Source organism: Helicobacter pylori, assembly GCF_006439795.1.
Classification (GTDB): domain Bacteria; phylum Campylobacterota; class Campylobacteria; order Campylobacterales; family Helicobacteraceae; genus Helicobacter; species Helicobacter pylori_CR.
Window position 1 is genome coordinate 16,374 of the sequence record NZ_VEYL01000011.1, and the last position, 22,640, is coordinate 39,013.

General features: G+C 39.5%; 24 protein-coding genes and 1 pseudogene. 11 read left to right on the forward strand and 14 right to left on the reverse strand.

The genetic code is table 11. The features are described from left to right. Positions 1–32 precede the first annotated feature (32 nt). The 4 genes from gatA to FIM66_RS05520 all read left to right on the forward strand — a co-directional run bounded on the left by gatA (position 33) and on the right by FIM66_RS05520 (position 4,224). Complete coding sequence (gatA, locus tag FIM66_RS05505) at positions 33–1,394, forward strand: Asp-tRNA(Asn)/Glu-tRNA(Gln) amidotransferase subunit GatA (RefSeq protein WP_000631441.1); 1,362 nt, start codon at positions 33–35, stop codon at positions 1,392–1,394. A 9-nt stretch (positions 1,395–1,403) separates the two neighbouring features. Continuing rightward, positions 1,404–2,849: an IMP dehydrogenase gene (gene guaB, locus FIM66_RS05510; protein WP_001221734.1), complete on the forward strand. Its 1,446-nt coding sequence runs from the start codon at positions 1,404–1,406 to the stop codon at positions 2,847–2,849. A 121-nt stretch (positions 2,850–2,970) separates the two neighbouring features. After that, positions 2,971–3,651, forward strand: coding sequence for a F0F1 ATP synthase subunit A (locus FIM66_RS05515; protein WP_000401212.1), 681 nt, complete (start codon positions 2,971–2,973; stop codon positions 3,649–3,651). A gap of 324 nt (positions 3,652–3,975) precedes the next feature. Beyond that, entirely contained in the window at positions 3,976–4,224 is a 249-nt protein-coding gene (locus FIM66_RS05520) for an RNA-binding protein (RefSeq protein WP_000790555.1), read from the forward strand. Between the two features lie 220 nt (positions 4,225–4,444). Here the strand turns inward: FIM66_RS05520 and FIM66_RS05525 are convergent, their stop codons facing one another. From FIM66_RS05525 to FIM66_RS05555, 7 genes are all read right to left on the reverse strand, one after another. Further along, positions 4,445–5,266 (reverse strand): glycosyltransferase family 25 protein, encoded by an 822-nt coding sequence (locus FIM66_RS05525; protein WP_140499818.1) that lies wholly within the window; start codon positions 5,264–5,266, stop codon positions 4,445–4,447. A gap of 214 nt (positions 5,267–5,480) precedes the next feature. Further along, entirely contained in the window at positions 5,481–6,416 is a 936-nt protein-coding gene (gene trxB, locus FIM66_RS05530) for a thioredoxin-disulfide reductase (RefSeq protein ID WP_120926753.1), read from the reverse strand. Between the two features lie 4 nt (positions 6,417–6,420). Further along, positions 6,421–6,741: a thioredoxin gene (gene trxA / locus FIM66_RS05535; protein ID WP_000020201.1), complete on the reverse strand. Its 321-nt coding sequence runs from the start codon at positions 6,739–6,741 to the stop codon at positions 6,421–6,423. A gap of 92 nt (positions 6,742–6,833) precedes the next feature. Further along, a complete protein-coding gene (locus tag FIM66_RS05540) occupies positions 6,834–7,178 on the reverse strand; it encodes a YraN family protein (protein ID WP_001211699.1) in 345 nt (114 codons plus the stop codon). Continuing rightward, positions 7,179–8,444 (reverse strand): homoserine dehydrogenase, encoded by a 1,266-nt coding sequence (locus tag FIM66_RS05545; RefSeq protein WP_140600175.1) that lies wholly within the window; start codon positions 8,442–8,444, stop codon positions 7,179–7,181. A 10-nt stretch (positions 8,445–8,454) separates the two neighbouring features. After that, positions 8,455–10,239 carry an excinuclease ABC subunit UvrC gene (gene uvrC, locus FIM66_RS05550; protein ID WP_140600176.1) on the reverse strand — a complete coding sequence of 595 codons (1,785 nt, stop codon included), beginning with the start codon at positions 10,237–10,239 and terminating at the stop codon, positions 8,455–8,457. Beyond that, complete coding sequence (locus FIM66_RS05555; RefSeq protein ID WP_140548797.1) at positions 10,240–10,701, reverse strand: hypothetical protein; 462 nt, start codon at positions 10,699–10,701, stop codon at positions 10,240–10,242. It lies immediately after the preceding gene. On the opposite strand from FIM66_RS05555, the gene FIM66_RS05560 reads away from it, so the two are divergent. Continuing rightward, entirely contained in the window at positions 10,693–10,872 is a 180-nt protein-coding gene (locus FIM66_RS05560; RefSeq protein ID WP_031249628.1) for a hypothetical protein, read from the forward strand. The two genes, FIM66_RS05555 and FIM66_RS05560, sit on opposite strands and share 9 nt — an antisense overlap. A gap of 2 nt (positions 10,873–10,874) precedes the next feature. Here the strand turns inward: FIM66_RS05560 and egtV are convergent, their stop codons facing one another. The 7 genes from egtV to FIM66_RS05595 form a co-directional block, all read right to left on the reverse strand. Further along, entirely contained in the window at positions 10,875–11,525 is a 651-nt protein-coding gene (gene egtV / locus FIM66_RS05565; protein ID WP_140600177.1) for an ergothioneine transport ATP-binding protein EgtV, read from the reverse strand. Between the two features lie 2 nt (positions 11,526–11,527). Then, the gene (egtU, locus tag FIM66_RS05570) at positions 11,528–13,189 is read right to left on the reverse strand and encodes an ergothioneine transport permease/ergothioneine binding protein EgtU (protein WP_140600178.1); all 1,662 of its coding nucleotides are present in this window, start codon (positions 13,187–13,189) and stop codon (positions 11,528–11,530) included. Between the two features lie 68 nt (positions 13,190–13,257). Continuing rightward, a complete protein-coding gene (locus FIM66_RS05575) occupies positions 13,258–13,695 on the reverse strand; it encodes a hypothetical protein (RefSeq protein ID WP_194149263.1) in 438 nt (145 codons plus the stop codon). A gap of 5 nt (positions 13,696–13,700) precedes the next feature. Further along, the gene (gene motB, locus FIM66_RS05580) at positions 13,701–14,474 is read right to left on the reverse strand and encodes a flagellar motor protein MotB (RefSeq protein WP_140600180.1); all 774 of its coding nucleotides are present in this window, start codon (positions 14,472–14,474) and stop codon (positions 13,701–13,703) included. 2 nt (positions 14,475–14,476) lie between these two features. Next, entirely contained in the window at positions 14,477–15,250 is a 774-nt protein-coding gene (motA, locus tag FIM66_RS05585) for a flagellar motor stator protein MotA (RefSeq protein ID WP_000366185.1), read from the reverse strand. Between the two features lie 15 nt (positions 15,251–15,265). Further along, complete coding sequence (locus FIM66_RS05590; RefSeq protein ID WP_140600181.1) at positions 15,266–16,033, reverse strand: HesA/MoeB/ThiF family protein; 768 nt, start codon at positions 16,031–16,033, stop codon at positions 15,266–15,268. Next, entirely contained in the window at positions 16,034–16,651 is a 618-nt protein-coding gene (locus tag FIM66_RS05595; RefSeq protein WP_140548809.1) for an MBL fold metallo-hydrolase, read from the reverse strand. Positions 16,652–16,760: 109 nt separating this feature from the next. On the opposite strand from FIM66_RS05595, the gene FIM66_RS05600 reads away from it, so the two are divergent. The 6 genes and pseudogenes from FIM66_RS05600 to FIM66_RS05630 all read left to right on the forward strand — a co-directional run bounded on the left by FIM66_RS05600 (position 16,761) and on the right by FIM66_RS05630 (position 22,639). Further along, complete coding sequence (locus tag FIM66_RS05600; RefSeq protein ID WP_194148712.1) at positions 16,761–17,789, forward strand: class I SAM-dependent methyltransferase; 1,029 nt, start codon at positions 16,761–16,763, stop codon at positions 17,787–17,789. 441 nt (positions 17,790–18,230) lie between these two features. Beyond that, positions 18,231–18,557, forward strand: coding sequence for a dihydroneopterin aldolase (locus FIM66_RS05610; protein ID WP_140467466.1), 327 nt, complete (start codon positions 18,231–18,233; stop codon positions 18,555–18,557). After that, positions 18,536–19,138 (forward strand): 16S rRNA (guanine(966)-N(2))-methyltransferase RsmD, encoded by a 603-nt coding sequence (gene rsmD, locus FIM66_RS05615; protein ID WP_140600183.1) that lies wholly within the window; start codon positions 18,536–18,538, stop codon positions 19,136–19,138. Before FIM66_RS05610 ends, rsmD begins: the two co-directional genes overlap by 22 nt. An 8-nt stretch (positions 19,139–19,146) precedes the next feature. Beyond that, positions 19,147–19,698 carry a flagellar basal body-associated protein FliL gene (gene fliL, locus FIM66_RS05620; protein WP_000797017.1) on the forward strand — a complete coding sequence of 184 codons (552 nt, stop codon included), beginning with the start codon at positions 19,147–19,149 and terminating at the stop codon, positions 19,696–19,698. Positions 19,699–19,704: 6 nt separating this feature from the next. Beyond that, positions 19,705–20,064, forward strand: coding sequence for a holo-ACP synthase (gene acpS / locus FIM66_RS05625; RefSeq protein ID WP_108316535.1), 360 nt, complete (start codon positions 19,705–19,707; stop codon positions 20,062–20,064). Positions 20,065–20,261: 197 nt separating this feature from the next. Beyond that, positions 20,262–22,639 (forward strand): annotated as a pseudogene (locus FIM66_RS05630) (TonB-dependent receptor family protein). The last annotated feature ends 1 nt before the right edge of the window (position 22,640 follow it).

Here is a 22,640-nt window from a genome sequence, read left to right on the forward strand (position 1 = left end):
ACTACCATTAAATTTTTTGTAAGGCTAAACACATGATCACTTTAAAACAAGCCCTTTCTTTATCCCAAGATGAATTAGAAACCCTTAAAAACGAAATTGACGCTAAGGTTAGAGCTTCAGATTTGAACGCTTATATTAAAGCCCCTAGCCTTAATGGCGCTAGCGCTAAGGGGGTGCCAATCCTTATTAAAGACAATATCAGCGTTAAGGGGTGGGAAATCACTTGTTCTAGTAAGATTTTAGAAGGCTATGTCGCTCCTTATCATGCGAGCGTGATTGAAAACTTGCACCAAAACAGCATGGCAGGGTTTGGGCTTTCTAACATGGACGAGTTTGCGATGGGAAGCACCACAGAGTCTAGTTGCTATGGGATCACTAAAAACCCACGAGATAAAAACAGAGTGCCTGGAGGGAGCAGTGGAGGGAGCGCGGCAGCAGTAGCGGGCGGCTTAGCGGTGGCGGCTTTAGGGAGCGATACGGGCGGATCTATCAGGCAGCCGGCGAGCTATTGCGGGTGCGTGGGGTTAAAACCCACTTATGGGAGGGTGAGCCGTTATGGTTTGATCGCGTATTGCTCTAGTTTTGATCAAATCGGGCCTATCACGCAAAATGTAGAAGACGCTTCTATTTTATTTGACGCTATTAGCGGGTATGACAGCAAGGACTCCACGAGCGCGAATCTCAAACCCACGCAAACCTTTAAAAACCTTAACAGAGACAAACGCTTTAAAATCGCTATCTTAAGGGATCACATTAAAGACGCGAGCAATGAAGTGCAACTCGCTTATGAAAACACCCTTAAAGCCTTGAAAGAAATGGGGCATGAGATTGTGGAAAAAAAGATGTTGGATTCGCATTATCAAATCTCTATCTATTATATTATCAGCATGGCTGAAGCGAGTTCGAATCTGGCCAGATTTGATGGGGTGCGTTATGGGAGGAGGGCTCAAAATATTAAAGATTTGAAAGAATTGTATCTCAAAAGCCGCAGTGAAGGTTTTGGCGATGAGGTGAAACGGCGCATCATGTTAGGGAATTTTGTCTTAAGCAGCGGGTATTATGACGCTTATTATTTGAAAGCCCAGCAAATGCGTTTGATGATTAAAGAGCAATACAACAAGATTTTTGAAGAAGTGGATTTGATTTTCACCCCTGTAGCCCCTACGAGCGCCCATTTGTTCAATTACCATGCAAGCCCTTTAGAAATGTATTTGAGCGATATTTACACGATTGGAGCGAATTTGAGCGGTTTGCCAGCTCTTTCCTTGCCGGTCGCTAAAGATCCTTTAGGCTTGCCCATAGGGATGCAATTCATTGCTAAGGCTTTTGATGAGCAAAGCCTTTTAGATGTTTCTTACGCTTTAGAGCAAGAATTGGATTTAAAATTAGATTAAGGATAGAAAATGAGAATTTTACAAAGGGCTTTGACTTTTGAAGATGTGTTGATGGTGCCTAGAAAATCCAGCGTTTTACCTAAAGATGTGAGCTTAAAGTCCCGCCTAACCAAAAACATTAGTTTGAATATCCCCTTTATCAGCGCGGCTATGGATACGGTTACAGAGCATAAAACCGCTATCGCTATGGCGCGCCTTGGGGGTATTGGCATCGTGCATAAAAACATGGATATTCAAACGCAAGTCAAAGAAATCACTAAGGTGAAAAAGAGTGAGAGTGGGGTGATTAATGATCCTATTTTTATCCATGCACACAGGACGCTAGCGGACGCTAAAGTCATAACGGATAATTACAAGATTTCAGGCGTGCCTGTGGTAGATGATAAGGGGTTGTTGATTGGGATTTTAACCAACAGAGACGTGCGCTTTGAAACCGATTTGAGTAAAAAAGTGGGCGATGTGATGACTAAAATGCCTTTAGTTACCGCTCATGTGGGCATTAGTTTAGATGAAGCGAGCGATTTGATGCACAAGCATAAGATTGAAAAATTGCCCATTGTGGATAAAGATAATGTTTTAAAAGGCTTGATCACGATCAAGGACATTCAAAAACGCATTGAATACCCTGAGGCCAATAAAGATGATTTTGGGAGGTTGAGAGTGGGGGCGGCTATTGGAGTGGGGCAACTAGATAGGGCTGAAATGTTAGTTAAAGCGGGGGTGGATGCACTGGTGCTAGACAGCGCGCATGGGCATTCAGCCAATATCTTACACACTTTAGAAGAGATTAAAAAAAGCTTGGTAGTGGATGTGATTGTGGGGAATGTGGTAACTAAAGAGGCCACAAGCGATTTGATTAGCGCGGGAGCGGACGCTGTTAAAGTGGGTATTGGGCCAGGAAGCATTTGCACCACTAGGATTGTGGCTGGAGTGGGAATGCCCCAAGTGAGCGCGATTGATAATTGCGTAGAAGTGGCGTCTAAATTTGATATTCCTGTGATTGCAGATGGAGGGATCCGCTATTCAGGCGATGTGGCTAAGGCTTTAGCTTTGGGGGCATCAAGCGTGATGATAGGCTCTTTACTCGCTGGCACAGAAGAATCTCCAGGGGATTTTATGATCTATCAAGGGAGGCAATATAAAAGCTATAGGGGCATGGGCAGCATTGGGGCTATGACAAAAGGGAGTTCTGATAGGTATTTTCAAGAGGGCGTGGCGAGTGAAAAGTTAGTCCCGGAAGGCATTGAGGGGCGTGTGCCTTATCGTGGTAAGGTTTCGGATATGATTTTCCAATTAGTAGGGGGCGTGCGCTCTTCTATGGGGTATCAGGGGGCGAAAAATATTTTGGAATTGTATCAAAACGCTGAATTTGTAGAAATCACTAGCGCGGGGTTAAAAGAAAGCCATGTGCATGGCGTGGATATTACCAAAGAAGCCCCTAATTATTATGGGTGAATTTTAAAAGAAAACAAGACAAATCGTTAAAAAACTCGTTAAAAAGCTTGGTTTAATGAGTTTTTAAAACTTAATTGCTACAATTAAGGAAATTTTCAATAAGGCTTAGAGAAACTTTTTCATGGAACACAGAGTATTTACTATTGCTAATTTTTTTAGCTCCAATCATGATTTTATCACTGGGTTTTTTGTCGTTTTGACAGCGGTTTTGATGTTTTTCATTTCGCTTGGCGCGTCGCGCAAAATGCAGATGGTGCCTATGGGTTTGCAGAATGTGTATGAGAGCATCATTAGCACGATTTTGAGCGTGGCTAAGGATATTATAGGCGAAGAATTAGCCCGCAAATACTTCCCCCTAGCTGGCACGATCGCTTTGTATGTCTTTTTTTCCAACATGATAGGCATCATTCCTGGCTTTGAATCCCCTACGGCTAGCTGGAGCTTTACGCTGGTTTTAGCACTGATTGTGTTTTTTTATTACCATTTTGAAGGCATTAGAGTGCAGGGCTTTTTTAAGTATTTTGCTCATTTTGCAGGCCCTGTGAAGTGGCTCGCCCCTTTCATGTTCCCTATTGAGATCATCTCGCATTTTTCTAGGATCGTGTCTTTATCGTTTCGTTTGTTTGGGAATATCAAGGGCGATGACATGTTCTTACTCATCATGCTTTTATTAGTGCCTTGGGCGGTTCCTGTAGCGCCCTTTATGGTGTTGTTTTTTATGGGGATTTTACAAGCTTTTGTTTTTATGATCCTCACTTATGTGTATTTGGCAGGGGCTGTTTTAACCGATGAAGGGCATTAAACAAAGCGTTCTTGTTTGGCTTAATATTGTTTTTTTAAAACTTTGCTTCATGGTAAAGCTTTTAAAAGGATAGGGGGTGATTTTGAAACCATGCTCCCCTTATCCTTTAATAACGCTTTTTAAAATTACCGCTTGCGTGTGTAAGCTCTTTCGTATTTTATTATCAATACCCATTAATAGCTTTTATAATTTTTTAAGCAATCATTAGATAAAATCCACCATACTTCTGTTTTGGATGTGTTTGGGTTTTAGAAGTGTTACTTTTTTATAACTTTTTCATATTCTTATGGGTATGTTGTCATTTTTTTACCGGAGAATTTTATCTTGAAAAACATTTATGTAGGGAATTTGGTTTATAGCGCTACTAGTGAGCAAGTCAAGGAGCTTTTCAGTCAATTTGGCAAAGTTTTTAATGTCAAACTGATTTATGACAGAGAAACGAAGAAACCTAAAGGTTTTGGCTTTGTGGAAATGCAAGAAGAGGGCGTTAGGGAAGCGATTGCTAAATTGGATAATACGGATTTTATGGGCAGAACGATTAGGGTAACCGAAGCCAATCCTAAAAAATCTTAATCTTAAAGCATTAGAAAATTAGAAAATAATTTTCTAATGCGCTTCATTCTTTTAATGCGTCTTATTTAGATTGCTTATAGAAGCTAAAAGGGGTTAAAACCCTTTTAAAATCCACTTAAAATTTTAATCCATTTTTAAAAGCGGTTAAAAACGAGCTTTATTCTAATCAAATAGGGACAGCTAAAGCTTTAAAACGCTCTTTAGTATTTTTTATTATTGGTTATACAAACTGCCAATATTTCAAATATTTGAAATGGAGTTCTCTCATTAGAGCGATTTTAGGGCTATAGGGTTCTTCTTTTCGCGCTATCGTAGAGATTTGCTCATCATCAGCGATCACAAAAGGTTGTAACACCAGATTTTTCACGCCATGGATAAAAGTAGCGTCCATTATCGTATCCACAGGAACAACCCATTTTCGGCTGTGTTTCAAAAAAACTTTGGCAATCTTGGGCGTGATCACATAGCCTTGCGTCCCCACCCCATGGCTATAAGCTTTAATGATCCCCACGCGCTCTTGTATCTCGTGGTTTTTATGGTTCAAAGGCTCACTTTTCACACTGGCATCATATAATAAGTGCATCAAACGGATATAGCCTAATTCGTTGATGTGTTTATCACAAAACTCCAGGCTCTCTTTAAAACGCTCTTTTAAAACAATATCGTCTTCTAAAATACAGATCGCTTCATTGAGCTCTATGCATTTTTGCCACAACGAATAATGGCTCGCATAGCACCCAAGCTCCCCCAAGCTCATAAACTTCGCATGGTATTTTAAAGCGTAATAAAACTTAGAAACTTCACTGATGAGATTGGTTGTAATCCCCATGTCTTTGATGTTTTGCGTGATGAAATAAGGGTGTAAATGCTTTTTCACTAAGGGGTGCAACCCGCCTTCAAAAGTTTTAGAATAAATCGCATCAAAAATTTGTGCTTGGTGGTGGGTGGCATTGATGCTATTGAGTAAAGTCGTGGTGCCTCTAAAAACTAAACCAAATTTATCGCACACTTTTTGATTTAAAGAAATGATAAAAACACGCAAAGCTTAGACTCCCATAATTTTTAATAGAGTATATCGTTTTAAGCTCTGTTTTACAATAAAACTTTTTTTAAATTTAATGATACATATCCAACTAAAAACCAACGCCATGCGAATCAAATCGCATCACGGCTACAAAAACCTACAAGCTTTGAAAATCCAATGAATGTTTGAAGTGAGAACTCATAACCCTAAAATCTAGGGTTATAAGCTTGATTTAATGGTGTTCTAAATAAGAAATCACGCTTAAGGCTGCCGTAGCACCATCGCTTGCAGCACAAACCACTTGTTTAGGGGCAAAAATGCGAATATCTCCTGCCGCAAACAAGCCTTGAATGTTCGTTTTCATGGAAAAATCCACGACAATAGAGCCGTATTCATCGCATTTGCATAGCATAGAGCCATCTTCTTGTTTCAACACGGCGTTATTCACATCATAACCCACAAAAACAAAAAACCCCGGCACGACTAGCTCTCTTTTTTCGTTAGTGGCTGTGTTTTTAATGCTTAAAGAAGACACGCCAGAAGCATCGCCCTTGATTTCTTCTACCACATAAGGGGTTAAAAACTCAATCTTATCATTGTTCTTAGCATGCTCTAAAGTGATAGGTGCACACCTAAAACCATCTCTTCTGTGGATAAGATAGACTTTTTTGCAGATATTGGCTAGATAAATCGCCTCTTCTACGGCGGTATCGCCCCCACCAAGCACCGCTACTTCCTTATTTTTGTAAAAGAAGCCATCGCATGTCGCACAAGTGCTAACGCCTTTACCCCAATATTCTGACTCGCCCTTGATGCCTGTGCGTTTAGGGCTACCACCGGTAGCGATGATCACGCTCTTAGCTTCAAAAGTCTTGCCGTCTTCTGCCAAAATAACAAAATGAGAGTCTTTTTTAGAAACCCTTTGAATAGCGGTCATTTCATGCTTTAAGCCAAAGCGAAAGCATTGCTCCTGCCATGGTTGCATGAAATCCAACCCGCTCACCACTTCCTTAACGCCCGGATAGTTTTCAATCTCACTACTGCCAGTGATTTGCCCTCCAGGCATTCCTTTCTCAAATAAAACGGCGTTTTTAACACCGCCTCTAGTGGCGTAAAGCCCCGCACTCAAACCTGCAGGACCACCTCCAATAATCGCGCAATCTATCATGCTATTAGCCTAGAAGTTTGTTCAATTGCTCTTTTAAAGCAACTTTAGTTTGCACGCCCACCAACTGATGGACAACTTCGCCATCTTTTGTGAATAAAAGCGTAGGGATGCTCCTGATACCAAATTTCGTGCTCAATTCTTCTTGCTCATCGGTATTGACTTTACAAATCTTAGCCTTACCTTCATATTCGCTAGCTAATTCATCAATCACAGGGGATAGCATTTTACAAGGACCACACCATGGCGCCCAAAAATCCACTAACGCAACCCCTTTTTTAATGGTGCTTTCAAAATTTTCTTCAGTTAATTCAATATAGTGACTCATTGGTTACTCCTAAATATTCTATTGATTTTGATTAACGAGAACTATATTATCTTAAGAATGTTAATGAAATCGCATTGATTTTTGATAAAAATCTAAAAAGTGATATTTTCTAAAAGCTCAAATTTACCATTTTTCACAATAAGAGCGTCAATGCAAAAATCGCTATTGGGATCTTTTTGAGACAAATAACAGCGGATCGTTTTAATCATCTTTTTTAATTTGCTCGGCGTGATCGCATAAATGGGATCAAAATTTTCCCCACTTTTGACTTCAATGAAATGCAAAACCCCTTTTTTCAAAGCGATAATATCAATTTCGCCAAATTGTGAAAAAAAGTTCCTCTCCACCATTTCAAAACCCAACGATTTTAAAAATCCGCAAGCTTCTTCTTCAGCCTTTAAGCCCTTTTCTCTATGTTTGTTGTTCAAAAAACGCATTCAATTTTCCAAACGAATCATCTTAGGGGTATCCAACACGCTTTGTAAATTTTCAAGCTCTTTAAGGGCGTTCAGCATAGATTTTTCGTTGGTGGTGTGCGTGGAAAATAAGATTTTAGCCTTGTTGGATTGCGGGATTTCTTTTTGCAAAACATTGTTGAGCGAAATATCATTTTGGGCTAAAATCGTGCTGATTTGAGAAAAAACCCCTTTTTCATCGCTCACTAACAAGCGCGCATAATAAGCGCATTGGATTTCTTCTTTGGGTTTTAGGGGGAGTTTTTGAGGGGTTTCAAAGCCCAGCATTAGAGAGCTTTTTTTCCTTGCGATTTCTATAATATCGCTAATGACCGCGCTTGCGGTAGGCTCTCCCCCAGCCCCAGCCCCATAATACAAAGTTTCGCCCACCTTATCCCCTATGACGCTGATAGCGTTCATCACCCCATCCACTTTAGAAAGCATGCATTCGTTTTTAATCATGCTTGGATGCACCCTTAATTCAATGCAATCTTGGTGTTTTTTAGCGATGCCTAAAAGTTTGATGCTATAACCAAACTCTTTGGCAAACTCCATGTCATCTGGCTCTATCTTTTCAATGCCTTCAATCAAGATTTCTTCTAATTTCGCATCAATGCCATACGCTAAAGACGCTAAAATCAACAATTTGTGCGCCGCATCAATGCCCTTAATGTCAAATTCAGGGTTCAATTCCGCATAGCCTAAATGTTGCGCGTCTTTCAAAGCGTCCTTAAAACTCGCTTGATTTTTAAACATCTGGCTTAAAATGTAATTGCTCGTGCCGTTTAAAATCCCTTTAAAAGAAAGGATATGATTAGCGCTCAAGCCGTCTTTTAAAGCCTTGATAATAGGGATACCCCCACACACGCTCGCTTCAAAGCCTATGGGGGTGTTTTTAGCGGTTTGTTCTAATTCATAGCGGTGATACGCTAGCATGGCTTTATTGGCCGTAACGAAGGCTTTTTGCTTGGCTAAAGTTTTTTTAGCTAAAAGATAAGGCGCTTCAACCCCACCCATAAGCTCCACAACAATATCAATTTCTTTATCTTCTATCAAGCTTTCTAAATCATCACTGATTTCAAAAGCATAGCCCTTGTGCTTTTTCACATCTCGCACCACCGCTTTTTTAATTTTAATTTCCACGCCGGCTCTGTCTTTGATGATTTCTTGATTTTCTTGTAAGATTTTAGCGACCGCGCTCCCCACACACCCTAAACCCACAAGCCCTATATTCAATCTTTTTTTCATGTTTTTTCCTTTAAATTCGTTTTTTTAAAACGGCGTTTTTTTCCTGATCGCTCGCTTTTTCTATCGCTTCAAAACTCCCAAAATAATCCAATAATTTTTTCACGCTGGCTTCTCCTATGCCCTTTTCTTTTAAAAGAGCGATTTGTTTCATGTTTTTAAGTTTAGTGGATCTGTGGAAGTTTATCGCATACCGGTGGCTTTCATCGCGCAATTTTTGCACCCACTGCAAGCGTTTGTCGCTAGGGAGCAATTTAAAAGTATTGCTGGGCGTATGGATAATGTCTTTAGTGCCCCCTTTAGAACGATAAGCCTTAGAATCCCTTTTTTCTTTAGAAATGGCGATCACTTCTACAAAACTCCCGCTGCTTTTTAAAATTTCTAAAGCGATGTTTAATTGCGCCCTCCCTCCATCAATCACCCACAAATTAGGCGGTGGCTCTTTAGCAAAGTCTAAAGCCCTTCTAGTGAGCAATTCGCTCATTTGATCGTATTCGTTAGAGCCTTTTAAATGGTAGCGCCGATAAGAGTTTTTTTGGAATGCATGATTTTCATACACGACCATTCCCCCCACGCATTGGCTGTTTGAATGGTGGCTTGTGTCAAAGATTTCCACCCTATAAGGCACGCACTCTAAATTGAAAAGCGATCGCGCTTCTTCTAAAATCAGATCTTCATTAGAGGTTTTTTCCTGGCTAAAAATCTCTTGAGCGTTTTTCATAGCGATTTCTATTAAAGCGAGCTTATCGCCTTTTTTAGGAATGCTAAGAGCGATTTTTTTAGAATATTGATGAGAGATAAATTCTTGCAATTCTTTAAGCGTCTCATTAGAGCAAGCGCTCAATAGAATTTGTTCAGGCATCAAAGGCAAATGCGATTGGTAATGATTGATAATGGCTTGTTTCATCGCCTCATCAGTGTCAAACCCATTAAGGGAGTGGATTTTTTCAAACGCTGAAGAAATGATTTTACCTCCACGCATAAACATTTTCACTAACACCGCCTTATTGCTTGTGCCATAAAAAGCAAAAATATCCAAATCGTAGAGTTTGGCCAAATCCATGCAAGTGAAGGGGGCGATTTTTTGGATTTTAGCTATCCTATCCCTGTAAATTAGGGCTTCTTCAAAACGCAAGTTACTAGAAAGGCGCTCCATTTTCAATTCAAGCTCTTTGATGAGCCTGTCTTTATTTTCAATCATTTCTAAACATTCTTTAGCGATTTTTAAATACTCTTCTTTGGTGATTTTATCCTCGCATGGGGCTTTGCAACGCTCTATTTGATAAAACATGCATGCCTTTTTATCCTTGATGCAATTTTTCTTTTGAACCAACGGGAGCAATTCATACAAGCTGTCCAAAATATCCTTAGCCCCGCTCGTAAAAGGGCCAAAATGTTTAACGCCAGGCTGTTTTAAAATTTTTCGTGTGATTAAAGGGATAGGGAAATCAGTGGAAAAATCCATGTAAATATAAGGGTAAGTTTTATCGTCTCTTAAAAGAATATTGTATTTAGGCTTGAGCTGCTTGATCAAAGAATTTTCTAAAATCAAAGCGTCTTGCTCGTTTTCCACTAAAATGGTTTCTAAAAAAGCGATTTGTTTGACCATCATTTGGATGCGTAAGCTTATGCGAGGATTGGGCGTGATTTCATTATTACGGACAGAAAAATAGCTTTTGATGCGCTTTTTTAAGTTTTTCGCCTTACCGATATAGAGTAATTGGCGGTTTTTATCAAAATATTGATACACACCACTGCTATCAGGAAGGTTTTTCAAACTGGACAATAAATCAGTCATTCACTTCTCAAAAAGACTTCGTTGGTAGTGGATCAAAGCGCGCGCTTTTTCAAAACATTCATGCAAACGAGCGTCTTTAATGGGGTTATGGAACAACCCTAAAGCGCTAGGGCGAAAAAAACGGGCTTGTTTTTTAATAGGGGCATAAAAATTGGCTTTTTCTAAGGAATCTTTAGGCACATAACCTAAAATTTCTAAGGTGCTAAATTCATCAAACCCATAAGCATGCCCTTGCGTGTTTAAAAAATGGCTGATTTCTTTAGCGAATCGTTGGTTAAATTCTTTAGAAGCCCAAAGATCTTTAAACGCAAAAAGCAATTTAGAGTCTTTTATGAAGATAAAAAGCAAATTTTCTTGTAAACTTAAAGGCATAAAAACCTTAAGCTTTTTGAGTTTCAAAAGAGTTTCAAGCTTTTTATAAGACTTTTTTTGAATGAGTAAGGAGAAAATATTTTGTTCCATAAACTGATCTTAACATGCTTTTTAACGCTTGTAGCAATAACGATTCAAGCTTGCGGCTATAAAGCCCCCCCATTCAATGAAAAACCCGCTAAAAAAACTTCAAACAGCTCTAATTCTTCTATGCAAACGCCCGCCAACAACACCACGCCAGAATTTTTAAATCAGCCTTAAAATTATTGCTCTTGTTTAAGGGCTTTGATTTCTAGGGTTTTTGTGGCTAACTTTTGAGCCTCGCTCTCATCATGCGTTACCATAATGAAAGTAGCGCAAGAATTTTGGTGTATTTCTTTGATGAGATCTTGCAAATTCTTACGATTAAAACTATCTAAAGCGCTAAAAGGCTCGTCTAATAAAATGAGTTCTGGCCTGTGGATAATCCCCCTAATAATGCCCACTCTTTGGGCTTGCCCCCCACTCAATTCATTGGGGAATTTATCCATAAGGCTCTCCTCTAACCCCATTTTTAACGCTAAGGCTTTGGCTTCTTTTTGGATGGCCTTTTTGTCCATGCCTTGCAGATTAAGGCAAAAGGTCATGTTTTGCATGGCGTTTAAATGGGGGAATAAGGAATTGCCTTGAGCGATATAGCCTATTTTTTGGCGTAAAAAAGCGTTGTTTGAAAGGGTCTCATTAAAGATTTTAACGCTCCCCAGACTGGGTTTTAAAAGCCCTAAAATCAAGCCTAAAAGCGTGCTTTTACCGCTCCCGCTCTCCCCTAAAACGCATAAAAAATCCCCTTTTTCAATGCTTAAATTGAAATCCTTAAAAACAGCGCGATTGTGGTAGTTAAAAGACACATTCTCTATTGCAACGATTTCTTTCATGCTTATAACCCCAAGCTTTCTAAAAAATCTTTAGCTACGATTTTAGGGCTTTTTTTCAACACATCCACCTGATAGTTTAAATCTTGCATCACCTCATCGCTAATTTTTGCATTCAATTTTTCTAAGATTTTTAAGGCTTCCGGATACTTTTTTACCACTTCTTTTTTCATAACAATACCGGCTTGATAGTTGGGGAAAAACCCTTTATCGTCCTTAAGCACCTTTAAATCCAGCTCTTTGATTTGAGCGTCTGTAGTGAAGACATCTAAAGCGTTGATCTTATGGGATTCAAAACTCTTATAGCACAAATTAATATCCATTTCATGCAAACTTCTAAAACGAAAGCGGTAAGCTTTCATTAAGCCCTTAAAAGCGTCCTCTCTTTCAAAAAAGTCAAACTCCGCTCCAAAATCAAAATTTGGGCTATGAAAGGCTAAATCGCTGAAAGTTTCAATTGCGTATTTTTGAGCGTCTTCTTTAGAAATCGCTAAGGAATAGGTGTTATTAAAGCCCAAAAGCCCCACCCATAAAAGATTAAATTCCTTCTCATAACGCTTTTTAATCGTTTCAAAATCCACTTTTTGAGTCAAAGGGTTTTTGAGCGTGTTCACCCAAGCGGTGCCGGTATATTCCACATACAAATCAAAATCGCCCCTAATTAATGCCGGATGGATATTCATCGTCCCCCCACCAATGCCAAACGCTCGCTTGATAGGGATATGGTGTTTTTCTAATAAAAGGCTTAAAATTTCGCCCAAAATATACTGCTCGCTGCTAGGTTTTGTCGCTACGACTAAGGGCTTTTCTTTTATAGCGTTTCTAGGAATGAGCCATAAAGCGCTCGCTAGCAATAAAAAAAGAAACACCGCTAAATTAGTATAAACTCTTCTTTTTTGTTTTTTGGTGGCGTTTTGAGAAAATAGGCGTTGCAAAGCGTTTTCATGCTGAAAGACGCTCACAAATTTATCCGCTAAAACACTAAAAAGAGCAATAATCAAACTACCCGCCACTAAAAGCGTGGTGTTTTGTGTGTTTAGCCCTCTAAAAATCGCCTGCCCTAAGCCTCCAGCCCCAATGAGCGCCCCAATCCCAGCCATCGCTACTAACATCACCACCGCAATCCTTAAGCCCACCAAAATTTGGGGGATAGCGAGCAAGAATCGCACCCTAAAAAACAATTCTTTTGGGTTACACCCTAGCCCAATAGCGGCCTTAATCACCTCTTCTCTCACCTCTTTTAAAGCGTTATAAGTGCTATGGACAATAGGCAATAAGCCGTATAAGACCAACACTAAAAGCGCGTTTTTTAACCCCACCCCAATCACAGGAATGAATAAAGCGAATAACGCAAGCGATGGGATGGTGTAGAGGAAATTCACCACAGGGAGCAAGAATGCCCTAGCCTTTGAGTTATAAAACACAAAAACCCCAATCAAAACCCCAAACACCAGCACGAGAAAACCAGAAAGCGCAACGATGATAAAATGCTGTGCGATCAAGTCTATAAAATAAATGAAGCGATCATGAAATTCTTGTATCAAATATTTTACCACGCTTATTTTTAACACTACGGCAACTAAATGCTGCGTAGCCACATCTATAGAATGGAGCAACCATTCATACAATTCTTTGATCAATTGTTTAAAAACGCCCATGATTAGCATTATAACCAAACTTATTTGAATAAAGGGGTTTTAAAACGCTAAAGGCATTCTTTAATGCTAGTTATAAGTTAAAACTGAAAGGTGCGTTTGCCTAAATTGGTGCTCACTTCTATCCATAGTGGCTGGTTTTCGCATAAAATTTCATAGGCTACGCTTTGATTCCTCACTAAAGAAACGCTTTTAGGCGTGGGGTAGAGCGAGCAAGAACGCCCTTGATTGATGTCAATTTTTAAAATAACCACGCTCTCCACTACAGCGCTCACCTTTAAATAATACGACTCCCTAGCCCCTTGCCATTCTAAATAGGGCGTTTCTTGGGGGACAATCTCTAAAGCCACTAAAGGGCTTTGAGCCAGTTTTAAGCGCGTTTTTTGCTCCTGCTCTTTTAATTCTTGTTCTCTGTTGATCCCCTTATCAATCAAATCAAAAAGGTTTGAAGAAGTGTCCTTGTCTCTAGCAACAAGGCTCGCTAACAACAAAAAGATTAACAAAAAAATTGGTTTCATGTGATTCATTCTTGCTGTTTGTGGGGATTGAATTCTTCATCTAAAATAGAATGGATCTTACTCAAATCGTTCGCATCGGTTGAAAAAAAGATTTCCACACGATTGTTTTTCATTCTGTTTTCTAGGGAATCATTAGGCGCGATAGGGTTTGTGGATCCGTAAGAAGAAAAAGACAATTGGTTAGGATTTACGCCGTATTGCATAAGGACTTTCATCACCCTATAAGCACGATTGGCGGCTAATTCATAATGGCTTTTAAAACGAGTCTTGTCTAAAGGCGTATCATCTGTAAAACCCCTCACATTGATATGCACCCTTTTAGGGAGTTTTTGAATGATTTTAGCGATCCGTTCAACATAAAGCATCATGTCTTGATTGATAGTATCTGAAGTGGCGTTTTCAAACAACAAATTAGAGGGGAGCTTTAAGATAGAGCCTTGATCAATTTGCTCTAAAACACTGCCTTCGCCTTTGCGAGCGATAGTGGCTTTTGTTTCGGTATTTTGTGAAGCCGGTTTGGAGCTTTCGCTCGCCATTTGCTCTTCTTCTTTCCCTGAATCAGGGGGGATCACTAAAACCGGCTGCATCGCCTCTGGCTTGGGAGCGTAATTAAAAATCTTAATAAATTCGGTTTTTAAGGCTTCCACTTTGGATTTATTGACCGCTGAAATGGCATAAAGAGCGATAAAAAGCGCAAGCAACAACGACAAAAAGTCCGCATAAGGAACCGCCCATTTTTCGCCGGCGGGGCATTCGGTGGGTTTGTTTTTCTTAGCCATCTTTAGCCCTCAAATTGGGATTTTTTAGGCTCACCGGGAGCGATGTAGTTTAAGAGTTTGTTTTCTAAATCCCTTGGGTTTTCCCCATTAGCGATGCCTAAAATCCCCTCTAAAAGAACGGTTTTTTCTTTGATAATGTCTTTAGACTTAGCCTTGAGCTTATGCCCAAAAGGGCCAAAAATCGCATAAGAACACATAATCCCTGTAACAGTAGCCGTAAAAGCCCCAGCGATCCCTGCTGCCATTTCAGCCGGGTTGTCCAGTTTTTGCAAGGCTAACATAAGCCCCATAACCGCCCCCACTAACCCCATAGTAGGAGCGGTCTCGCCGGCTGTTTCCCAATAATGAGCGGCGCCGTGGTAATACTCTTCCATTTCTTCAATGCTGATTTCTAAGCTTTCCTTAACGGATTTGAGATCCTTGCCATCTATGATCATAGACAAACCATTACGGGTGAAATCGTCTTCAATTTGCGCCACTCGCCCCTCCAAACTCAACACCCCATCTTTTCTGGCTAAAGTGGCTAATTCCACTAAATTTTTGATGGTTTCGTTCAAATTGATTTTAGGGTTTAAAAAAACAATTTTTATCTCTTTGTAAGCGGCTTTCACGTAACGAGCATGCGTGCCTGTCATAGCGGCAAAAAGCGAAGTGGGCACGATGATGATGACTGAACTCAAATGGATAATGTGCAACGGGTTGCCATCTTCTAAAATATCGCCTAGAGAAATAGAAGCGACCGCCAATACCAAGCCTAGTATGGTTGATAAATCCAAAACTTACCCCTTAATCTAAATTTCATAATCTTGTAAATGCGTGATTTTATGCGTGCCACAAACCCTACATTCAGGGTTTTTGGGTGCTTGAATTTTTTTAAAATCCATCGTTTTAATATCGGCTATAAGTAAAGTATTTATAAGTAAAGTTTCAAACCCTAAAAAATATTTAAGGCATTCGCTCGCTTGGATACACCCTAAAACTCCGGGTAAGACCCCAAAAAGCCCTGAAATAGGATTTAATCCCTTTTTAGGAGGCTTATCAAAAACACACGCTAAGCATGCGCTATGGGGTAAAACGCTCATGCTTTGCCCCCTGTATTTTAAAACCCCGGCATGCGAATAGGGTTTTTGGGCTAACACGCAAGCGTCATTGATCAAAAATTTAGCGTTGAAATTGTCTGTAGCGTCTATGATAAAATCGTAAGGTTCTATGAGAGAAAGAGCGTTATGAGCCTTAAAGCGTTCTTCAAAAGCCTCTATTTCAATACCGGCATTGAGTTGTTTTAAGCGTGCTTTCGCGCTAGAGGCTTTAGGTTGGTTTAAAAAATCCTGTGAATGGATAATTTGGCGTTGCAAATTACTCATATCTAGCACATCAAAATCTACAATACCTATTTTTCCTACCCCAGCAGCGCACAAATACATCAAAGCCGCCGATCCAAGACCCCCAGCCCCAATGACTAAAACGCTAGATTTTAAAAGCTTCAATTGGCCTTCTTCGCCCACATCTTCTAGCATGATGTGGCGCAAATAACGCTCTTTTTCTAGCCGGCTTAACAATTAAGCCATCCTTGAAACCCAAATTTTAGAATGCTCTCTTTCAGCAAAAAAACTTGTCTTATCCCCATGCCCTGGATAAATCTCTATGTCTTTAGGGAAATCTAAATTTTGAAACCTTAACAGGGACTCTCTCATGTCTTTTTCATTAGAATAAGGGAAATCGTAACGGCCAATGCTGCGATAAAAAATAAAATCCCCGCTAAAAATCACCCCTTCTATTTCTATGATAGAACAACCGGGCGTGTGTCCGGGAAAATGCCAGTATTTAATGGTAGTGTTTGCTATCTCTAAAGTGGTGCAACCCTTATTGCAAGGCACGCTAAAATTGGGGCTAAAAACCGGCATGCCCAAATGAAAAATATCATTTTCTAGCATGAACACATCGTCTTTTGGGGCGTAAATGGGGGTGTTTTTAAGGGTTTTTGACAATTGAACGCTATCCCATACATGATCATAATGCCCATGCGTGATTAAAATCGCCTTAGGGTTTTTGGCGTTTTCTAACACCCATTCGCTGCTAGAAAATCCGGGATCGATGATAAAATCTATCCCACTAGAAAGCTTCACAATATAAGCGTTTTCTTCCACCGCCCCGCATTCTCGCCTTAAAATTTCCACACTACTAACTCCCTACTAAACTAGCTTAAAAAGTCTTTATTATTGAATATCATAGCGCAAAAATAAGGCGATTTTGACTAGAATAGCGCTTCTCTTATTGTTGGTTGAGATGAGTTTGAATGAAAGGAAAATCGTGCGTTCGTTTGGGAATTACATGCAAGAGTGGCTTTATGGAGAAAAGGGGTATTACAGAAAGGCGCTAATCGGTCCAAAAGGGGATTTTTACACTTCGGTGTCTTTGAGTAAGTTTTTTGGAGGTGCTATGGCGTTTTATATCATTAAGCTTTTAGAAGAAGAAAAATTATTTTTGCCTTTAAAAATTGTAGAAATTGGCTCTCATCATGGGCATTTTTTGAGCGATATAGCCAGTTTTTTAAACGCTTTGAGCGTGGGCGTAATGGAACAATGCGAGTTTGTCAGCTGCGAGCCTTTAAAGGAATTGCAAAAACTCCAACGAACTATTTTCAAACAAGCCACGCAATTGGAACTGATGATCTGCGATCTGAAAGATCTAGATTTCAAGGGGCATGAAAGCGCGTTTGTTGTCTCTAATGAATTGTTTGACGCGTTCGCTTGCGAGATCATTAAAGATAACAAAATGCTTTTTATCACCCATGATCATCAGGGCGTTTGGGGTGGTATTGATGAACCCACTAAAGAACTTCTTAAAAATTTGAATTTAAAACAAGGGTGTGCGCCGTTATTTTTAGAGGCTTTTATTAAGGATTTGTTAGAGAAATTAAATGAGGCTCCTTCTTGGGTGTTTTTGAGCTTTGATTATGGCGATAAAATAGAGAGAAAAGACATGCATTTAAGGGCTTTTAAAAACCACCAAGTATTAGATTTTAAGGATATTTTAAACCATCTGGCTTCTTTGTATCAGCAAAGCGATTTGACTTATGATGTCAATTTTTCTTTGGTGCGCTTTTTGTTTGAGAAACACCACGCGCAATTTTCATTCTTTAAATCGCAGGCTAACGCTTTATTGGATATGGGGCTTATGGGATTGTTAGAAACATTTTCAAAGAGCGTGGGTTATGAAAGGTATTTAAAAGAAGCGGCTAAAATCAAGCCCCTAATTAGCCCTGGGGGTTTGGGGGAGCGTTTCAAAGCGTTAGAGTTGGTGAAAAAAATGTAAATTAAAAGCATTTTTACAACCTAAATAATAAAGAGTTTGCGTCTTTTTAAAGGGGGGATTGGTATCGTGGATTTTTAGGATATTAAGTATTATACTATTAAACACTACGCTTTCAAGATCAGTTTGTGTGAAAAGTTGAGAGAGGCTAACTTGCTTTCTCAAATCAAGGTAAGAGCGTCAGGACATTTTAATGAAAAAGTTGATTAAAATGCTAAGTTATAGTAAAGAAGGAAGGAATATAATACGCCTTTCGCTCTTACCTTCGCCGAGCATTATACAAAAAAAAAAAAAACGATGTTATTTGAGCTTTATTTTTAACATTCTTTTTTTCTTTTTTACAAAATGAAACACTTTTTGAATTTATTTAGTATTGGTGCTTAAAAGAAAGAATTGCTATAATTTGAAACAATTTAACTCTATTGATGGGATAAAAGGGGTTTTTTGAAAATTTTTCTTTCTTGCAAGTCTTTGTTGATCCAAAGGAGTTTGGAATTTTATTTGAGCGGTTGTCTCTCTCCTATGGAAGTTTGCGACTTTGTTTTAAGCGATGATGAAACGCTAGAGATTAATAAGCCCCTATGCTTTATAGAAGAGCGCTTAAGAAAGCCTTTCACTAAACAGAGCGTGAAAGAAGATATAAAAAATTTTTATCACGCTTTAAAGACGAGCGAAAAACCTTGCGAAGAAATCCCATTTTCTAAAGAGCAAAAGATCCAGCAATTGCTAGAAGAATACACCCAAAAATTATGCCAAATCATCAGCCAGTAAAAAAATTTAAGATTATTGGGGGGGCTTGTAAGGGATTGGGCTTGAATTTGCCTAACATTTCTAGCACGCGCCCCACGAAAGCGATTGTAAGAGAGTCGTTTTTTAACACCTTGCAAGCAGAAATTATAGGAGCGCATTTTATAGAAGTGTTTTCAGGCAGCGCTTCTATGGGTTTAGAGGCTTTGAGTAGGGGGGCTAAAAGCGCGGTGTTTTTTGAGCAAAATAAAAACGCTTATGCTACGCTTTTAGAAAACATTTCTCTTTTTAAAAACCGCCTGAAAAAGGAAATTGAAATCCAAACCTTTTTAGATGACGCTTTCAAGCTTTTGCCCGCACTATATTTAAAAAATGGCGTTTTGAATATCCTTTACTTTGATCCTCCTTTTGAAACAAGCGGGTTTTTAGGGATTTATGAAAAGTGTTTTCACGCTTTAGAAAGGTTATTGAAACGCTCTAACCCAAAAAATCTTTTAGCGGTTTTTGAGCATGAAAGCCTGCATGAAATGCCTAAAAGTCTTGCAACTTTAGCTATAATCAAACAGAAAAAATTCGGGAAAACCACTTTAACTTATTTTCAATAGGAATAGGCATGGCAGAAGAACAAGAAAATACCGCGCAACAACCCCCAAAAAAAAGCAAAGCCCTTTTATTTGTCATTATTGGAAGCGTGTTAGTGATGCTTTTATTAGTAGGGGTGATTATCATGCTGCTTATGGGGAATAAGGAAGAATCTAAAGAAAACGCTTCTAAAAACACCCAAGAAGTTCAAGCTAATCCTATGGCGAACAAGAATCAAGAGGCCAAAGAAGGCTCTAATATCCAGCAATATTTGGTGCTTGGGCCTTTGTATGCGATTGATGCACCTTTTGCGGTGAATTTGGTCTCTCAAAATGGCCGACGCTACCTTAAGGCTTCTATTTCGTTAGAATTGAGTAATGAAAAGCTTTTGAATGAAGTCAAGGTTAAGGACACAGCGATTAAAGACACGATTATAGAGATTCTGTCGTCTAAAAGCGTGGAAGAAGTGGTTACTAATAAAGGCAAAAACAAGCTTAAAGATGAAATTAAGAGCCATTTGAATTCGTTTTTGATCGATGGCTTTATTAAAAATGTCTTTTTCACTGATTTCATTATTCAATAATTTTAAATGATTGGCATAGATATTGTCTCTATTGCTAGGGTAGAAAAGTGCGTGAAACGCTTTAAAATGAGGTTTTTAGAGCGTTTTTTATCGCCAAGTGAGATTGTTTTATGCAAGGATAAATCCAGCAGCATCGCCGGGTTTTTCGCGCTTAAAGAGGCTTGCTCTAAAGCCCTTCAAGTGGGCATTGGCAAGGAATTGAGCTTTTTGGATATACGAATCTCTAAAAGCCCTAAAAACGCCCCCTTAATCACCCTTTCCAAAGAAAAAATGGATTATTTTAATATCCAAAGCTTGAGCGCGAGCATCAGTCATGACGCTGGTTTTGCGATAGCGGTTGTAATGGTTTCTTCGTCAAATAGATAAATAACGCATTCTAAAACCCCATAACATTCTGTTTTAAAAAACGCTTAGCAGCTATTAAAAAAACACTAAAAACCTTTTTCAAATCGTTTTGATAACCAATTGTAAATCAATAAAATCAAACTTCAAAATTTAAGTTAATTATAATAATTATTTTTATAATATACACCGGTTTGATTTAAATGAGAAAGGTTATCATAATGAATGGTTATTTGAGAGTAAAAACCCCGTATTTTTTAGCGTTATACACTTTGACTTTTTGGACTTTTAGTTCTTTTATGAGTGCGAAAGATAAGCACCATTTTTTAAAAAAAGTTACAACCACTGAGCAAAAATTCAGTTCCAGTGCCCCGCTTTCATGGCAAAGCGAAGAAGTGCGTAATTCCACAAGCTCTCGCACGGTGATTTCCAACAAAGAACTCAAAAAAACGGGTAATTTGAATATTGAAAACGCTTTGCAAAACGTGCCAGGGATTCAAATCAGAGACGCTACAGGCACAGGCGTGCTGCCTAAAATTTCGGTACGCGGTTTTGGTGGGGGCGGTAACGGGCATAGCAATACGGGCATGATTTTAGTCAATGGTATCCCCATTTATGGCGCGCCGTATTCCAATATTGAACTGGCGATTTTCCCTGTAACTTTCCAGTCAGTGGATAGGATTGATGTGATTAAGGGGGGAACGAGCGTCCAATACGGCCCCAACACTTTTGGAGGCGTAGTGAATGTCATCACTAAAGAAATCCCAAAAGAGTGGGAAAATCAAGCGGCTGAAAGGATCACTTTTTGGGGGCGCTCCTCTAATGGGAATTTTGTCGATCCCAAAGAAAAAGGCAAGCCCTTAGCCCAAACTTTAGGAAACCAAATGCTGTTTAACACTTATGGGCGAACGGCCGGGATGTTGGGTAAGCATGTAGGAATTAGCATGCAGGGCAATTGGATTAACGGGCAAGGTTTCAGGCAAAATAGCCCCACAAAGGTGCAAAACTACTTGTTGGATGCGATTTATAAGATCAATGCGACCAATACTTTTAAAGCTTATTACCAGTATTATCAATACAATTCTTACCATCCAGGCACTTTGAGTGCGCAAGATTACGCCTATAACCGCTTCATCAACGAGCGCCCTGACAATCAAGATGGAGGGCGGGCCAAGCGCTTTGGGATCGTGTATCAAAACTACTTTGGCGATCCGGATAGGAAAGTGGGGGGCGATTTTAAATTCACTTATTTCACGCATGACATGAGTAGGGATTTTGGGTTTTCCAACCAATACCAAAGCGTGTATATGAGCAGTCAAAACAAGATTTTACCCTTTAAAGGCAAGGGGGAAATTAGCGCGACTAACCCTAATTGCGGTTTGTATTCTTATAGCGACACGAATAGCCCTTGCTGGCAGTTTTTTGATAATATCCGCCGCTTCGTGGTGAATACTTTTGAACCAAAACTCAATCTCGTTGTCAATACCGGTAAAATCAAGCAAACTTTTAACATGGGAATGCGGTTTTTAACCGAAGATTTATACCGCCGATCCACTACCAGGAAAAACCCTAGCATGCCTAATAATTGCAGTGGGTTTGATGCAGGAACTTCACTCAATAATTTCAACAATTATACTGCTGTGTATGCCAGCGATGAAATCAATTTCAATGACGGCATGCTAACGATCACGCCGGGCTTGAGATACACTTTTTAAATTACGAAAAAAAAGACGCTCCCCCTTTTAAAGAAGGTCAAGTCCCAAAAACCATTAAAGATCGTTACAACCAATGGAATCCGGCAGTAAATGTCGGCTATAAACCCATTAAGGAATTGCTGTTTTATTTCAATTACCAAAGAAGCTACATTCCGCCCCAATTCAGCAATATCGGTAGTTTTGTAGGCACAAGCACGGATTATTTTCAAATCTTTAATGTCATGGAGGGCGGTTCAAGATATTTTTTTAACAATCAAGTGAGTTTTAACGCGAATTATTTTGTGATTTTTGCGAATAATTATTTTACCGGGCGCTATGGGGATAATAAAGAGCCGGTCAATGCGAGGTCGCAAGGCGTGGAGTTAGAGTTGTATTACACGCCAATTAGAGGGCTTAATCTCCATGCGGCTTACACTTTTATAGATGCTAATATCACAAGCCACACGATGGTTACTAACCCTGCTAATCCTAAAGGGCCTAAAAAAGATATTTTTGGAAAAAAGCTCCCTTTTGTAAGCCCGCACCAATTCATTTTAGACGCGAGCTACACTTACGCCAAAACCACGATTGGGTTGAGTTCTTTCTTTTTTAGCTGCGCTTATACAGATGTGTTAAACACCGTGCCTTTCATTCAATACGCACCCACGATTAAAAATGGGGCTATCACCACCAAAACAGCGGGCATGACGCCGTGGTATTGGGTGTGGAATTTGCAAATTTCTAGCGTTTTATGGGAACGCAAAAATCAAAGCGTTCATGCGAGCTTGCAAATCAATAACATTTTTAACATGAAATATTGGTTTAGTGGGATAGGCACTAGCCCTAACGGGAAAGAAGCCGCCCCTCCTAGAAGCATCACAGCGTATGTGAGCTATCATTTTTAAG

Coding starts and splice junctions, on each gene's coding strand:
- gatA (WP_000631441.1), top strand. CDS start 33: ATGATCACTTTAAAACAAGCCCTTTCTTTATCCCAAGATGAATTAGAA.
- guaB (WP_001221734.1), top strand. CDS start 1,404: ATGAGAATTTTACAAAGGGCTTTGACTTTTGAAGATGTGTTGATGGTG.
- FIM66_RS05515 (WP_000401212.1), top strand. CDS start 2,971: ATGGAACACAGAGTATTTACTATTGCTAATTTTTTTAGCTCCAATCAT.
- trxB (WP_120926753.1), bottom strand. CDS start 6,416: ATGATAGATTGCGCGATTATTGGAGGTGGTCCTGCAGGTTTGAGTGCG.
- trxA (WP_000020201.1), bottom strand. CDS start 6,741: ATGAGTCACTATATTGAATTAACTGAAGAAAATTTTGAAAGCACCATT.
- FIM66_RS05540 (WP_001211699.1), bottom strand. CDS start 7,178: ATGCGTTTTTTGAACAACAAACATAGAGAAAAGGGCTTAAAGGCTGAA.
- FIM66_RS05545 (WP_140600175.1), bottom strand. CDS start 8,444: ATGAAAAAAAGATTGAATATAGGGCTTGTGGGTTTAGGGTGTGTGGGG.
- uvrC (WP_140600176.1), bottom strand. CDS start 10,239: ATGACTGATTTATTGTCCAGTTTGAAAAACCTTCCTGATAGCAGTGGT.
- FIM66_RS05555 (WP_140548797.1), bottom strand. CDS start 10,701: ATGGAACAAAATATTTTCTCCTTACTCATTCAAAAAAAGTCTTATAAA.
- egtV (WP_140600177.1), bottom strand. CDS start 11,525: ATGAAAGAAATCGTTGCAATAGAGAATGTGTCTTTTAACTACCACAAT.
- egtU (WP_140600178.1), bottom strand. CDS start 13,189: ATGCTAATCATGGGCGTTTTTAAACAATTGATCAAAGAATTGTATGAA.
- FIM66_RS05575 (WP_194149263.1), bottom strand. CDS start 13,695: ATGAAACCAATTTTTTTGTTAATCTTTTTGTTGTTAGCGAGCCTTGTT.
- motB (WP_140600180.1), bottom strand. CDS start 14,474: ATGGCTAAGAAAAACAAACCCACCGAATGCCCCGCCGGCGAAAAATGG.
- FIM66_RS05600 (WP_194148712.1), top strand. CDS start 16,761: ATGAGTTTGAATGAAAGGAAAATCGTGCGTTCGTTTGGGAATTACATG.
- rsmD (WP_140600183.1), top strand. CDS start 18,536: ATGCCAAATCATCAGCCAGTAAAAAAATTTAAGATTATTGGGGGGGCT.
- fliL (WP_000797017.1), top strand. CDS start 19,147: ATGGCAGAAGAACAAGAAAATACCGCGCAACAACCCCCAAAAAAAAGC.
- acpS (WP_108316535.1), top strand. CDS start 19,705: ATGATTGGCATAGATATTGTCTCTATTGCTAGGGTAGAAAAGTGCGTG.